11 protein-coding genes are annotated in these 13,172 nt (G+C 71.0%); 9 read left to right on the forward strand and 2 right to left on the reverse strand.

Annotated features, from left to right (window positions below; all coding sequences use genetic code 11):
- Window positions 1-105 precede the first annotated feature (105 nt).
- Window positions 106-528, reverse strand: a complete 423-nt coding sequence (locus EP7_RS14160; RefSeq protein ID WP_463521739.1) for a BlaI/MecI/CopY family transcriptional regulator — start codon at window positions 526-528, stop codon at window positions 106-108.
- 213 nt (window positions 529-741) lie between these two features.
- Between EP7_RS14160 and EP7_RS14165 the strand changes: the two genes are divergently transcribed.
- The 3 genes from EP7_RS14165 (at window position 742) to EP7_RS14175 (ending at window position 3,186) form a co-directional block, all read left to right on the forward strand.
- Complete coding sequence (locus tag EP7_RS14165) at window positions 742-1,974, forward strand: M48 family metallopeptidase (protein ID WP_463521741.1); 1,233 nt, start codon at window positions 742-744, stop codon at window positions 1,972-1,974.
- Between the two features lie 254 nt (window positions 1,975-2,228).
- Window positions 2,229-2,654: a hypothetical protein gene (locus tag EP7_RS14170; protein ID WP_463521743.1), complete on the forward strand. Its 426-nt coding sequence runs from the start codon at window positions 2,229-2,231 to the stop codon at window positions 2,652-2,654.
- Between the two features lie 337 nt (window positions 2,655-2,991).
- A complete protein-coding gene (locus tag EP7_RS14175) occupies window positions 2,992-3,186 on the forward strand; it encodes a hypothetical protein (RefSeq protein ID WP_463521745.1) in 195 nt (64 codons plus the stop codon).
- A 226-nt stretch (window positions 3,187-3,412) separates the two neighbouring features.
- On the opposite strand, the gene EP7_RS14180 is transcribed toward EP7_RS14175, so the two are convergent.
- Entirely contained in the window at window positions 3,413-5,089 is a 1,677-nt protein-coding gene (locus EP7_RS14180) for an L-lactate permease (protein WP_463521747.1), read from the reverse strand.
- 254 nt (window positions 5,090-5,343) lie between these two features.
- Here EP7_RS14180 and hpf point away from each other — a divergent pair, with 254 nt between their 5' ends.
- The 6 genes from hpf to EP7_RS14210 all read left to right on the forward strand — a co-directional run bounded on the left by hpf (window position 5,344) and on the right by EP7_RS14210 (window position 13,150).
- Window positions 5,344-5,748 carry a ribosome hibernation-promoting factor, HPF/YfiA family gene (gene hpf, locus EP7_RS14185; RefSeq protein ID WP_463521749.1) on the forward strand — a complete coding sequence of 135 codons (405 nt, stop codon included), beginning with the start codon at window positions 5,344-5,346 and terminating at the stop codon, window positions 5,746-5,748.
- 180 nt (window positions 5,749-5,928) lie between these two features.
- Window positions 5,929-6,399 (forward strand): PTS sugar transporter subunit IIA, encoded by a 471-nt coding sequence (locus EP7_RS14190; protein WP_463521750.1) that lies wholly within the window; start codon window positions 5,929-5,931, stop codon window positions 6,397-6,399.
- 80 nt (window positions 6,400-6,479) lie between these two features.
- Complete coding sequence (locus tag EP7_RS14195) at window positions 6,480-6,794, forward strand: HPr family phosphocarrier protein (protein WP_463521752.1); 315 nt, start codon at window positions 6,480-6,482, stop codon at window positions 6,792-6,794.
- Entirely contained in the window at window positions 6,791-8,767 is a 1,977-nt protein-coding gene (ptsP, locus tag EP7_RS14200) for a phosphoenolpyruvate--protein phosphotransferase (RefSeq protein WP_463521754.1), read from the forward strand. Before EP7_RS14195 ends, ptsP begins: the two co-directional genes overlap by 4 nt.
- Window positions 8,768-9,031: 264 nt before the next feature.
- On the forward strand, window positions 9,032-9,793 hold the full coding sequence (locus EP7_RS14205; RefSeq protein ID WP_463521756.1) for a TIGR03936 family radical SAM-associated protein: 762 nt from the start codon (window positions 9,032-9,034) through the stop codon (window positions 9,791-9,793).
- A gap of 42 nt (window positions 9,794-9,835) precedes the next feature.
- Window positions 9,836-13,150 carry an Rne/Rng family ribonuclease gene (locus tag EP7_RS14210; protein ID WP_463521758.1) on the forward strand — a complete coding sequence of 1,105 codons (3,315 nt, stop codon included), beginning with the start codon at window positions 9,836-9,838 and terminating at the stop codon, window positions 13,148-13,150.
- The last annotated feature ends 22 nt before the right edge of the window (window positions 13,151-13,172 follow it).

Below are 13,172 nucleotides of genomic sequence, written 5' to 3' on the forward strand. Positions count from 1 at the left end.
CGGATGATGCGTCGAATCGATGGGCGAGATGGCTCCGCCGGGCGATCCATCGGGATCGGCCGGTCGGGGCGGGGCTTCCGTTGAAAGGGCAGTGGCTCGGGTCGATCAGCCGGCCTTGGTGGGGCCCTTGGCGTCGTCGGACTGGCCGGAGCCGGTCATCTGCTCGAGCACGGCGCGGACCTCGCTGGCCTGGCTGGCGTCGAGCGGGTGCGACTTCAGGAGGTGCAGGACGAGCAGTCCGGGCTCACCCTGGTAGAGCTTGTCGACCAGGCTGTTGACCCGCTTCTGGCGGACTTCCTGGGCCTCGACGAGCGGCTTGTAGACGAAGGCCAGCTCGCGGCGGTCGCTTGCAACGACCCCCTTGGTCTCCAACCGGTCGAGCAGCGTGGCGACGGTGGCGTAGGACCACTGCCTGCCGGCCGCCTTGAGGTCCTCGAGCGCCTCGCGCACGGTGGCCTGGCCGCGTTCCCAGAGGACCTTGAGGACGTCGAGTTCCGAGTCGGGGATGGTCGGCGGTCGCTTCGGCATGTCCGGCTGTCCGTCGTCGGCGGGCTCGAGAACGCGGGGCGTAGCCCGGTCGAGCCCGGCGATTGGGTCGTGGGAAGGATTGACCTTCGATCTTGATGTCGGGTATCCTAAGACACTTGTCGCATGAGGTCAACCCTGCTTCGGACAGTTGTCTGAAATTTCGGGCGGGTTGGTGCGCCGGTGTGGTTGGCCGTTGGTTCGAGGTGGTGGCCGATGGGGCGAGCGGTCACCCCGCGCGGGCTGCCATGTCCGGCGTGCGGCGGGCTCCTTCTGCCGATCCCGGGCGGGTCGCCCGACCGCCCCCGGCTGGCCTGCGCCGGCTGTGGAGAGTCGTTTCGCGCCCGCAGGCGAGGCGACCCCGCCGGTGCCCCCGTGGCGGTGCCCATCGGCCACCTCGGCCTGGTCTGGCGTGGCCTGGTCCTGCGGGGCCTGGAAATTTTCTATCGATTGGGGCTGTGCCTGGGTGGTCTGGTCTTGTTCGCCTGCGGCGGCTTCATCCCGGTGCTGGGGGCCTGGCTGCGCGACGAGATCGACACATGGAGCGGCGCCGTGGAGGTCATGGGCGGGGTTCCGGTCGTCGCCGACGCGGCGCATGCCGACGCCGACCTCGGGCCGGTCCTTGCGCGTGCCGACGCGACTCCGCTGTTCGAGGTGGTCGCCGACGTGTCCAGGCAACTCGGGGCGCGGCCGCCCCGCGAGCTGAGGCTGACGTATCTGCCCTGCTGCGGGGTGCTCGCCTGGCGTCGGTCCGAGGCGATGGTGGTCGGCCTGCCGCTGCTAGACGTGCTTGACGTGGGCGAGCTGCGCGCGATGCTGGCCCACGAGCTCTCGCACCTGGCCAACGGCGACGCGACCCGCGCCGCGGCCTCGGCCCGGTTCGTCGAGGCCCTGGGCCGTTCCTTGCGCTCGGGGGGCCCGCGCCGGGGGCCGCTGGCCGCCTGGGCGCGAGCCTGTCATCGCCTGGCTTCCCGCCTGATCGGCCCGATCGCGCTGGGGCAGGAAGTGCGCGCCGACCGCGCCGCGGCGACGGTGGCCGGCGGGACCGCGGCGGCCTCGGCCCTGGTGAAGGTTGCCATCGTCCAGCCCCTCTTCCGCGAGGTCCTGGCCTACTACGATCCCGATCGCCCCGACTTGCCCGACCTCTACAGCTTCTTCAGGGCCTTCTGGCATCGCCTGCCCGAGCAGTCGAAGGCCGCCATGCGGGGGAATCTGATCGCACCGGCCCAGGGCGTGGCCCCCGACTCCGCCGACGACCCGACCCATCCGCCGCTGATCGACCGCCTTCGTCTCTTGCAGACCTATCCGGACACCCCGGGCAGCGAGGCCGACCACGCGCCGGCCGCCCTGACCATCGGCGACGCGGAGGCGCTGGGCCAGATGCTGCACAATCGCCTCTTCTCCCTGCCCGCCGTCGAGCCGACGGTGTACCACCGGGCCGGGTCATGAGCGGGCGACCCGCTGCGGGGCCTTGAACCGTGCTGAGCCCGCCAAAATGGCGAGGCCGGACTCTCTTGATGTCGAGGTCACCGGCACTTCCACGCAACATTGCGTTGTGTTTCATCCCCGCTCATGTTGAATTTGAGACTGGGCTATGGCACCCCGTCGAAATCAGGCGTACAGTTCTGCGGCCGGGCCGAAGGCTCGTTGTGTGAGCCCCCTCGATTGACCGGATTTCATCCTGTTTTGCGGGGATACGAGCGATGAGGTTTGCGAGACGCGCCGCGCTGGCGGGCCTGGGTTCCCTGGGCCTGCTCTGCTTCCCCCTCTTCGCCCAGGAGCCCGCCCCCAAGCCGGCCGGGGAGACGTCGAAGACTGCGGTGCGCAAGTTCGACCCCGCCAGGCGCGTGCCCGACTACTTTGGCCAGATCGGCTTGACTCCCGATCAGCGCGAGATGATCTACAAGGCCCGCGCCCCGCACATCGCCCGGATCGACGAGCTGGAGGCCCAGATCGTCGAGGCCCGCAAGGCCATGCAGCAGGAATGCGAGGCGGTGCTGACCCCCTCCCAGAAGCAGCTGCTGGATGAGCGTCGCCGGGCGGCGATCGAGAACCGGGCCAGCGCCAGGCTCGCCAAGGCCAAGGCCGCCGAGGTCAAGACCGACGGGGTGGCCGCCGGCGCGAAGTGAGCGAGATGGGGCGAGACAGTCCAACCGACCAATCGCCCGTCCATCCGATCAATCAGTCGGATCGGAGGACTTTTGCAATCACGCTGGCCCGCCATTGATCGGCGGGCTAGGATGATTGCGGAGGAATCCGGAAGATCTGGCGATCGGCCGACCCGGCTCATCTCGACCGGGCGGGCGGCGTCGAGGAATTCCGGGGGCTCCGACGCCCGGACCCCGTGCGGGTCGGGCGGGCGGCCGGCCGATTGGAAACGGTCGGCCGCGGGAAGGCATCCGGCCCCCGGTCACGGGCGGATCGGGCCTTCCGCGGTTTCTCCCGCGTTGCGCGGGGAGGTTCCCGATGTCGATCGCATCCCGTCCGAAGCGAACCAGCACCATCCAGGCCGTCAAGCCGGCCCCCAACAGCCCGCAGCCCACCCGGGCCACGCCACACAGTAGCGAAGCCCCTGACCGGGGCAGCATCAGCCGCGAGGCGCCCGAGGGGCGTTCGGGCTGCGTCGAAGGTGCGTTCTCGCACGGCCGGAGCCGGAGCTGAGCGGTCGGGCCAGGATCTGCTCCTGTGCCTCTGGAGGCCCGACCGCCCCGTTCTACCGGCCTTTGTGAGTGTCTCACGCGTCAAGACGCCGAAGACGCCCGTTTCCCGGCCGGTTTGATGGACCGATCGAGCGAGTGATTGAACGCGACCCCGACCGTCCGCAACCTTGTGGGACGGCCGGGGTCGCCGCGTGTTGTGGTCGATGGCGCCGCCGTGCTTGCCCCGATCAGGGGAGGGCCGCGGCCGGCAAGGCGACGAGGCCGGGGGTCAGGTGGGCGAACGTCCAGACGATGGCGCCCACGAGTAGGGCCAATGCCAGGCTGTGCCAGAACACGGCCCGGAGCAGTTGGCCCTCATGGCCTTGCTCGCCCGTGGCCGCCGCGGCCACGACGATCGACTGGGCGTCGATCATCTTCCCCATCACGCCGCCCGTGGTGTTGGCCGCCGCCATCAGGATGGGCGAGAGGCCGAGCTTGCGCGCCGTGATCACCTGCAAGTTGCCGAAGAGGACGTTGCTCGCCGTGTCCGAGCCGGTCAGCGCCACCCCGAGCCAGCCGAGCAGGGTGCCGAATAGCGGGTAGAGCCAGACACCCGTCCGGGTGAAGGCCAGGCCGAGCACGGCGTCCATGCCCGAATATTTCGTAACGAACCCCAGCGCGAGCATCGAGAAGATCGCGCCGAAGGCGGGCAGAAGCCGCCTCGTCGTGGCCGCGAGCATCAGGATCTGTCTGGCCGGCGAGACGCCGAGCAAGAGCCCGCTGAGGGTGGCCGAGAGGAACACGGCCGTGCCTGTGGCCGAGACCGGGACGATCTCGAGGATCGCTTTCTCGCCGTCGTCCCGAGTCGGGGACGCGGGCCCGCCGACGGCCGGTCCTTTGACCACAGCCTTGTGAAGGCCGGGCATTTCCAGGTTCCACGATGTCGTCCGGTCGATGGCCGACTTCACCGCAGGCGTCCCCCAGGCCAGGACTGCCACGGTCATCACGGCGAACGGCATCCAGGCCTTGAAGACCCGGGCGGCGGTCAAGGGATTATCGATGCGAGACTGGGCATGGGGGGCGAGGCCGGTCTCGCCGTCGAATTGCCAGAGGTCCTTGGGGCGCCAGACCTTCAGGAGTATCACGCCGGCGGCGAGGCTGGCGACCGCCGAGACGATGTCGACGAGCTCGAAGCCGACGAAGTTGGACCAGGCGAACTGGACGAAGGCAAACGTGCCGCCGATGACGAGCAGGGCGGGCCAGATACCAAGGGCCCCCCGCCAGCCGGCGAGCGTGATGACCAGCCAGGCGGGGATGATGAGCGAGAGGGGAGGGAGGATCCTGCCCGAGGTGGCGCTGAGGGCCTCGATATCGAGCGCGGTCACCTGGGCGAGGGTCCGGATCGGGATTCCGACGGAGCCCCAGGCAACCGGCGCCGTGTTGGCGATCAGGCAGAGAAGCGCGGCCTTGGCCGGGGGGAAGCCGAGGCCGACGAGGAAGGCGGCCGAGATGGCCACCGGGGCGCCGAACCCGGCGGCCCCCTCGATGAAGGCGCCGAAGCAGAAGGCGACCAGGACCGCCTGAATCCGCCGGTCGCCGGAGAGTCCCGCGATGGACGACTCCATCACCGCGAACTGGCCGGTTGCCACGGCGATGTCATAGAGAAACACGGCCGCGATAATAAGCCAGACGATGCGGAATAGGGCAAAGACCAGGCCGACCCCGGCGCTGGCCAGTGCCATCTGTGGCGGCATTCCGAAGGCACCGACGGCCAGTGCGGCGGCGGTCATGAGCCCAGCGAGGGCGGCCTTCCAGGCGGGGAGGTGGCCCCAGGCCAGCAGGCCTAGCAAGACCAGCACCGGCAGCGCCGCGGCCAGGGTTGAGAGGGGCCAGAGCCCGAACGGGTCGTAGTTCTGCGTCCACACGGGCGGGTCGCTCCCGGTTTCTGGGGGGCATCGGCGGTCGGGCCAGCCGGCCCTGGTCGGGCCGGCGAGGGGCGTCGAAGATACGGCAACGGCGGCGGTTGCGATAGGGCCGGGGCGGGCCGCCGAATCGCCGGCCGGGGGGGCGTCGGCCCCTTGACCGGGGTGTCGCCGGGGGGGTAGTCTTTGAATCACACAGGGCCTTGAAACCCCGGTGCAATCGCGGTGCGGCGCAGTCGCAGACAAGGAGCGGATGGGTGCACATCGAGATCTCGACACGCCACGGTAGCCTGACCCCGGGCCAGCTCGCCCATCTCCGCGAGAAGGCCGAGAAGCTGCCGAAATACTTCGGTCGCTTGATGGAGATCGAGGTGGCCGTCGACCAGGGGAAGCATTCCTGGAACATCGAAATCCTCTGCTCGGCCGAGCACAAGCACGACTTCGTGGCGCACGAAGAGGCGCCAACGCCCGAGGCGGCGATGGACCAGTGTGTCCACAAGATCGAGAACCAGCTACGCAAATACAAAGAACGACTCCAGAACCATAAGGGCGACGTGGCCCTGGCCGACGCGGCCGCCGAGGCCGAAGAGGCCGACGCCGCTGCGTCCGAGTCCGAAGCCACGTCCGAGGCCGAGCTGTCGGATCCTCCCAGCTCGGTGTGACGAGCGTGCGGGCCGAGGGCGACGCCCCTCCGGCAGTGCCCGGTGCCTCCCGCGTCGGGATGGAGCCGGGAAGTTCTACACGCGACGTGTCGTCCCGGCCGCCCCTCTCGGCGTGCGGCGGGCCGATGCGAGCGACGTCTCGGGGGCGATTCGGCCCTACGAGGCGACGGGGAGGGTAGGATGAAGCTTTCGGATTTCGTCGTCCGCGAGGCGATCTTGGTGGACCTGCAGGCGACCTCCAAAGAGGCCGCCATCCGCGAGATCGTCCAGAGCCTGCACGAGGCCGGGCGGATCGGGGCGGCCGACCTGGATAGCGTCTCCAGGGCGATCCTCAGCCGCGAGGAACTCGGCTCCACCGGAATCGGCCAGGGCGTGGCGGTTCCCCACACGAGGCACCCGACCGTCGATCGTCTCGTGGGGACGGTGGCCCTGTCGCGTCGCGGGGTCGACTTCGCCGCCCTCGACGGCGACCCGGTCGATATCCTGTTCCTGCTCGTCTCGCCGCCGAACATGCCGGGCGACCACCTGCGGGCGCTCGAGAACATCTCGAGGCACCTGAAGGACGAGCGGTTCGTCAGCTTCTTGCGGAATGCGAAGACCAAAGAAGACGTGATCGACCTGCTCGACGAGATCGATCTAGGCTCGCCGTGACCTCCGGCTCCGGGCCCGGCGGGGGTCCCCCGCCGGGTGATCAACGCCGCGCCAACCATCCCAGGCCGATCGAGCCGCCGATGAGCCACGACGACCCCGTCGCCAGCCGCCAGGTCGAGATCATCAACGAGTACGGCCTGCACCTCAGGCCGGCCGACAAGTTCGTGCGGCTGGCGCATCAATACCAGTCCGAGATCCTCGTGATTTATCAGGGGACTCAGTTCAACGGGAAGAGTATCCTAGACTTGACCAGTCTGGCCGCCGAGTGTGGCACCCAGATCGAGCTGGTCGCCCGGGGCGCCGACGCCCAGGCCGCCGTCGATGCGCTGGCGGATCTGATCTCGGCCCGATTCCACGAGCCCGAGGAGGGCAGCGACAAGGACGCCGCCTCATGAGGCCCGTGGCCGCCCTCACGGCGGCCGCCCGCGCCCCGAGCGAGAGAGTCCGCGAGTCCCCCGCCCCCGCACTTGCCCCGACCGAGCGGGGCGCGGCGGCCCGGCTCGGCTCTTGCCGCGTCCCTACGTCGAAGCCGCAATCGATGCAGATCCTCCGAGGGGTCGCCGTCAGCCCGGGAATCGCCATCGGCCCGGCCCTCGTCCTGGGCCCGCGGGGCCTCCGCCCCCCCCGTCGGCCGATCGACGTCGGGGCCGTCGCCGACGAGATTGCCAGGCTGGGGCGCGGCCTCGCCGCAGCCCTGGCCGAGGCCCGGGCCGCCGAGACCGACGCCAGGCAACGGATCGGCCCGCAATATGCCGACATCCTCGCCGCGCACGCCCGGATGATCGACGACCCCGTCCTGAGGAACGAGGCCGAGGCCCGGATCCGCCGCGATCAGGTCGACGCCGAGCACGCCGTCGACTCGATCCTCGACGGCTACGCGGCCCGGCTCGAATCGCTCAGCGACCGCCACCTGGCCGCTCGCGCCGCCGACGTCCGCGATATCCAGCGGCGCATCCTGGACCACCTTTCCGGCCGCGGCGCCGGCCCGCTGCACGCGAACCTTGGCCAGCCGGGCCTGGTGCTCACCCACGACCTGTCCCCCAGCGAGACGGCCGAGCTGGACCCGACCCTGGTCCTGGGCTTCGCCACCGAGGCGGGCGGGATGGCCAGCCACACCGCCATCGTCGCCGCGGCGCTGGAGATCCCCGCCGTGGTCGGGCTCGGGCGCTTCCTCGACCGCGCCCAAGCGTCGCATTCCGCGATCATCGACGGTGACGAGGGCCTCGTCGTGCTCGACCCCGACGCGGAGACCCTGGGCCGATATCGGCGGGCCGCCGCCGAACGCGCCGCCCGGTTCGAGCGGCTGACCCGACTGTCCGACCTGCCGGCCGAGACGCTCGACGGCCACGTGGTCCACCTCGTCGGTAACATCGAGTTCCCCGCCGAGGCCGACGCCTGCCTGACGCGTGGCGCCGAGGGGATCGGCCTCTACCGGACCGACTTCCTCTACCTGAACGCCGAGCGACCCCCCACCGAGGAAGAACAGTACGTTAATTATGAGGCGGTGGTCCGGTCGATGCAGGGGCGGCCCGTCACGATCAGGACCCTGGACCTGGGGGCCGACAAAGTCGCCCGGTTCCGTGCCGGGCAGGGGGGAGACCCCGGAGGGCACGCCCGTCACCCGGCCCTGGGCCTGCGCAGCCTGCGCCTCTCGCTGCGCGAGCCCGAGCTGTTCCGGCCCCAGCTCCGCGCCATCCTCCGGGCCGCGGCGCTGGGCGACGTGCGGATCATGCTGCCGATGGTGACCACCCTGACCGAGTTCCGCCAGGCCCGGGCGTTGCTCAACAGCGTGGCCGTCGAGCTCGCCGCGGAGGGGGTGCCGGCCCGCGCCGACCTCCCGCTGGGGATCATGATCGAGGTGCCCGCGGCCGTCGTGATGGCGGACAAGATGGCCGAGGAGGTAGACTTCTTCTCGATCGGCACGAACGACCTGATCCAGTACGCCCTGGCCGTCGATCGGACCGACGAGACCGTGGCCGACCTGTACTCGGCGTCCGACCCCGCCGTGCTCCGGCTGATCGCGATGGTCGTGGAGGCCGCCCGCCGTCGCGGCCTGGACGTGACCGTTTGCGGAGCGATGGGAGGCGACCCGCTGTACACGACCGTGCTGCTGGGCCTGGGCGTGGGCCACCTGAGCATGCCGCCGCACCAACTGCCCGAGGTCAAGCGAGTGGTCCGCGGATTGCGAATGAACGAGGCCCGGGCGCTGGCGCTCCGCGCCCTGGACCAGGACACGGCGCAGGCGGTGAACGTCCTGCTCCGCGCCTCGCTGGGCTCGACGCTGGCGGCGAGCCCGCAGCCCCCTTCGTCTTCGTCGTACCCGGCCGTCTCCCCCGACCTGGACCTACCCACCGGCCGAGGAGCCTGACCCGTATTGCCGCCTCGCGAGGAGGCCCCGCGACCCGAAGGGACGCCGGCCCGGATCGATTGCCCTTTTTCAACCACGTGACGCCCCCGCCCCGGGAACCCCCGGGCCCCCGCCGCGAACGGCCGGGCCCGGCCGCGACGCCGGCGGGCGCGACTCCCCCCGGCCGACGACCCGCCCCCGCGCGGGGCCCGGCCTCCCCTGTAGAAGAGACACGCCCCGGGCGACGCGACCGATCGCGACGCCGCGGGGCCCTGGAAGCCGCCCATGTCGGTCCTCAGTCGGGTGCGACTCCGATTCGCCAAGCAAGGCGACCTCCGCCTGGTCAGCCATCATGACCTGATGCGCTGCCTGGAGCGCCTGGTGCGCCGCGCCGGCTTGCCGGTGGCCCAGTCGAAGGGATTCAACCCCCGGCCGAAGATCGCCTTCGCCCTGGCCCTGGCCCTGGGCATCGAGGGCCGCCGCGAAGTGGTCGACATCGACCTGGAAGAGCCCCTGGGGGCAGACCGGGTGCGCGAGCTGCTCGCCTCGGAGAGCCCCGACGGACTCGAATGGTTCGAGGCCCAGGACGTGCCTATCGGCAAGGCCGTCCAGATCTCCTCAGTTCGCTATGAGCTGCAAGTCCCCGCCGATCGCCGCGAGGTCGCCGCGCGGTCGGTCGAAGTTCTGCTGGCCAGCGACCGCTGGCCGTTCGTGCGCCGCAGGCCCGATCGCGACATCGAGGCCGACCTCCGACCGTTCGTCCTCGGGGCCGAGCTCGACCCCGAGGGGACCCTCCAGATCCACCTGAAGATGACCCCCAGCGGCTCCGCTCGGCCCGAGGAGGTGCTTGACGCCCTCGGCCTGCGCGACCTGCTAGGGTCCGGCGGCGTGCTGGTCCGCACCGACATGGACCTCGCGCCACCCACCGAGTCCGGGCCGACTCCGCCCGCCCCCCCGAAGCCGGCGCCGCCAAGCGCCGCCGGCGAGCCCCCCCCGACGCTCATCGTCGCCGGGGGCCGGGCCGTGGACGCGGAGAACCGCCCTTAACCGCCACGAGATCAACCCGATCGTGCCAGAAAGATCGATCGCATGAAGAAAGAAATGCTCATCAACGTCCTCCAGCCGGAGGAATGCCGGATCGCCATCGTCGAGGACGGTGTGCTCGAAGAGCTCTACGTCGAGCGGACCAGCCTCGAGAGCTTCACGGGCAACATCTATAAAGGCAAGATCGTCAACCTCGAGCCGGCCATCCAGGCGGCGTTCGTCGATTTCTCCGTGGGCCGCAACGGCTTCCTCCACGTCTCCGACGTCGAGCCCCAGTATTATCGCCGGCTCGACGACGACGCCCCCGCCCCGCCGCCGTCCCGCGAGCCCAGGCGCGACCGCGAGGCCGAAGATCGACTCGCCGGCCGGGTCGAGGAACGCCCCCCCTACGGCACTCCTCTGCCCGAAGAGCGGCCCCGCGAAGAACGCCCGCGCGGCGAGCGACCCCGGGGCGACCGGCCCCGCGGCCGCGATCGCGACCGGCCCGACCGCTCCGACCGCCGCCGGCCCGACCGCTCCGAGGTCCGCCGATTTGGCGAGGGGCTCGTCGACGACGAATGGACGCCGACGGCCCGGCCGCTCCAGCCCCCGCCCCCGCCGCAGGCCCCGGCCGCCCCGCCCGTGGCCGCCACGACTGCCCCGGTCGTTGAGCCCGAACGCGTCGAGCCGCCGGCATTCGAAGAGCCGGAGCCGATCCCGTCGTGGTCTCGCGGCACCCCCCGCAGCCGGCCCCAGGCCCGCGAGCCTCGGCCAACTCCGCCGCCGGTGCCCACGCCCGACCGCGAGCCCGAGCCGCAGGCGCCCGCACGCGCCCGTGCCCCTCGCCCGCCCGAGCCGTCCGAGGCCGACCTGCCGCCGAGCCGGACCTTCAGGCGCGAGCCCGAGCCGTCCGAGGCCGACCTGCCGCCGAGCCGGACCAACCGCAACAGGCCCGAGGCGCCCGCCACCCCTCCTCCCTCGTCCCGGACGATCGACCCCGAGATCGAGGAGATGCTCCGCCCCCGGCCGGTGCGCGAGGCGTCCCACACGCCCGAGGATCGCGACCAGCCCGAGGCTCCCGCTTCGTCTCGCGAGCCCCGACGCGGCCGTGGCCGTGGCCGTGGCCGTTCGGCGCCCCTGCCCGAGCATGAAGAGGAAGTCCGCCCGCTGCCCGAGTTCTCGACCGAGCCGGCCTTCGAAGAAGCGGAGCTTCCCGCCGAGCCGCGTGAACCGCGCGAGCCTCGTCGCAGGGGAGGCCGCGACGCCATCCGCTCCCGTGGCGGCGAGCGCGAGGCATTGCCCGAGCGGGCCAGGCCTGCCGGCCTGCCCCCTGCCGCCGAACGGATCGAAGAGATCCACACGCCGGCCGCCCCCGCCCGTGTCCGCCCCCCTGAGCCCGAACGGCCCCGCGAACGCGGTGGCCGCGATCGTGACCGCGATCGTGATCGCGAGGCGGCCCGCAAGCTGAGCGACCGCGCCGGCGAGCCCGGCTACGTCCCGCGCAGCATGCGATCGGCCCGCCCGCCCGAGCCCGCCTTCGAGCCGGCCCCCCCGCCGTTTGGCGGCTGGGCCGAGCAGGATGTCGAGCTGCCCGAAGGTCCCCTGGCCGAGGGGGACGAGGACCGCGAAGGGACCGATGAGGCCGGGGGCGATCGCGGCGAGGCCGGACGCCGCCGCCGTCGCCGCCGCGGACGTCGCCGCGAGCGGCCCCGCGACGAGCGCGAGACGCCCGCCGTCTCGAGGGGCGACGACGAGGACGCCGACCTCGACCTGGACCTGGAAGGGGACGACGACCTGAGTGAAGACCGCCCGCCGGTCATCACCCGCGGCGTCGCGCCCTCGCCCGACGACTTCGAGTTCGACGACGACCTGCCGATCGATGACGAGGATGACGACCTGCTGCTCGACGACGAGGTCGACGTCGCCGCCGTGGCGTCGCCCGACGACGAGATCGACCCCGAGCTCGAGGAGGAGATCCGCCGCGAGATCGAGGAGATCGCCGAGCTGGAGCTGGAGATGGGCCTTCGCGGCACCGTCGAGGCCCGCCCGCGCGGCGGCGACCGAGGCGCCCCCGGCCCCGGCGGCCGCCCCGCACGCGGCCGTTCCAGCGACAAGCCGCCGCTCCAGGACATCTTCCGCAGGGGCGACGAGGTGCTCGTGCAGGTCATCAAGGAGAGCATCGGCACCAAGGGGCCGACCCTCTCGACCTACATCAGCATCCCCGGCCGCTACCTGGTGCTGATGCCAGGGCTGAACCGCGTGGGCGTCTCGCGCAAGATCGCCGACGAGGGCCAGCGCCGCAAGCTCCGCGAGATCATGACCGAGCTGAACCCGCCCAAGGGGCTCGGCTTCATCGTCCGGACCGCCGGGCTCGACCGGACCAAGCGCGAGCTTGCCCGCGACCTGGCGTACCTGCTCCGCCTCTGGAAGGTGATCCTCCGCCGGATCAAGAAGTCCCGCACGCCGGCCGTCATCTACCAAGAATCCGACATGATCACGCGGACCATCCGCGACATCTTCAACTCCGAGATCGACACGATCTGGATCGACGAGCCGGCCGCGTTCGAACGCGCCCACGAGTTCCTCCGGGTCGTCATGCCGCGCTACGCCGATCGACTGAAGCTCTACTCCGACAAGGTGCCGCTCTTCCACAAGTACGGCATCGAGGACGAGATCGCCAAGATCCAGCGCCGCGTGGTGCCCCTGCCCGAGGGCGGATCGATCGTCATCGACCCGACCGAGGCCCTGGTCGCCATCGACGTGAACTCGGGCAACTTCCGGGTCGAGAACGATGCCGAGCGCACGGCGTACGAGATGAACCTGCGTGCCGCCAAGGAGATCGCCCGCCAACTCCGCCTGCGTGACCTTGGCGGTGTGATCTGCAACGACTTCATCGACATGCGTGACGAGCGCAGTCGCCGGGGAGTCGAGCGGGCCTTGCGTGACGCGATCAAGCGTGACCGGGCTCGCACCAAGATCGCGCGGATGAGCCCCTTCGGCATCATCGAGATGACCCGTCAGCGCATCAGGCCCAGCCTGAAGCGGTCGGTCTACGAAGACTGCGGGCACTGCTCGGGCGCCGGCGTGGTGAAGACCGTCGAGAGCATGTCCATCGACGTGATGCGGCTGCTGGCCCTGGCCTCGCAGAGGCAGGACATTCGCCGGATCAACATCACGGTCAATCCCGACGTCTCGACGTACCTGAACAACCGCAAGCGCAAGGAGATCAACGCGCTGGAGACCGACGGGGATATGCTGATCTTCATCCGTCCCCAGGAGGACGCCCCGGCGGAGTTCCTCCAGATCGACTCCTACGACGCCGACAACGCCGAGATCCGCCTCCTGCCCGCGCCGCAGCCCCCGGCTCGCCGCGGTCGCTGAGACGAGATCGAAGTCGAACGCA

The sequence above is a fragment of the Isosphaeraceae bacterium EP7 genome (genome assembly GCA_038400315.1).
Taxonomy (GTDB): domain Bacteria; phylum Planctomycetota; class Planctomycetia; order Isosphaerales; family Isosphaeraceae; genus EP7.

Coding starts and splice junctions, on each gene's coding strand:
- EP7_RS14175 (WP_463521745.1), top strand. CDS start 2,992: ATGTCGATCGCATCCCGTCCGAAGCGAACCAGCACCATCCAGGCCGTC.
- EP7_RS14170 (WP_463521743.1), top strand. CDS start 2,229: ATGAGGTTTGCGAGACGCGCCGCGCTGGCGGGCCTGGGTTCCCTGGGC.
- EP7_RS14205 (WP_463521756.1), top strand. CDS start 9,032: ATGTCGGTCCTCAGTCGGGTGCGACTCCGATTCGCCAAGCAAGGCGAC.
- EP7_RS14165 (WP_463521741.1), top strand. CDS start 742: ATGGGGCGAGCGGTCACCCCGCGCGGGCTGCCATGTCCGGCGTGCGGC.
- EP7_RS14210 (WP_463521758.1), top strand. CDS start 9,836: ATGAAGAAAGAAATGCTCATCAACGTCCTCCAGCCGGAGGAATGCCGG.
- EP7_RS14160 (WP_463521739.1), bottom strand. CDS start 528: ATGCCGAAGCGACCGCCGACCATCCCCGACTCGGAACTCGACGTCCTC.
- ptsP (WP_463521754.1), top strand. CDS start 6,791: ATGAGGCCCGTGGCCGCCCTCACGGCGGCCGCCCGCGCCCCGAGCGAG.
- EP7_RS14190 (WP_463521750.1), top strand. CDS start 5,929: ATGAAGCTTTCGGATTTCGTCGTCCGCGAGGCGATCTTGGTGGACCTG.
- EP7_RS14195 (WP_463521752.1), top strand. CDS start 6,480: ATGAGCCACGACGACCCCGTCGCCAGCCGCCAGGTCGAGATCATCAAC.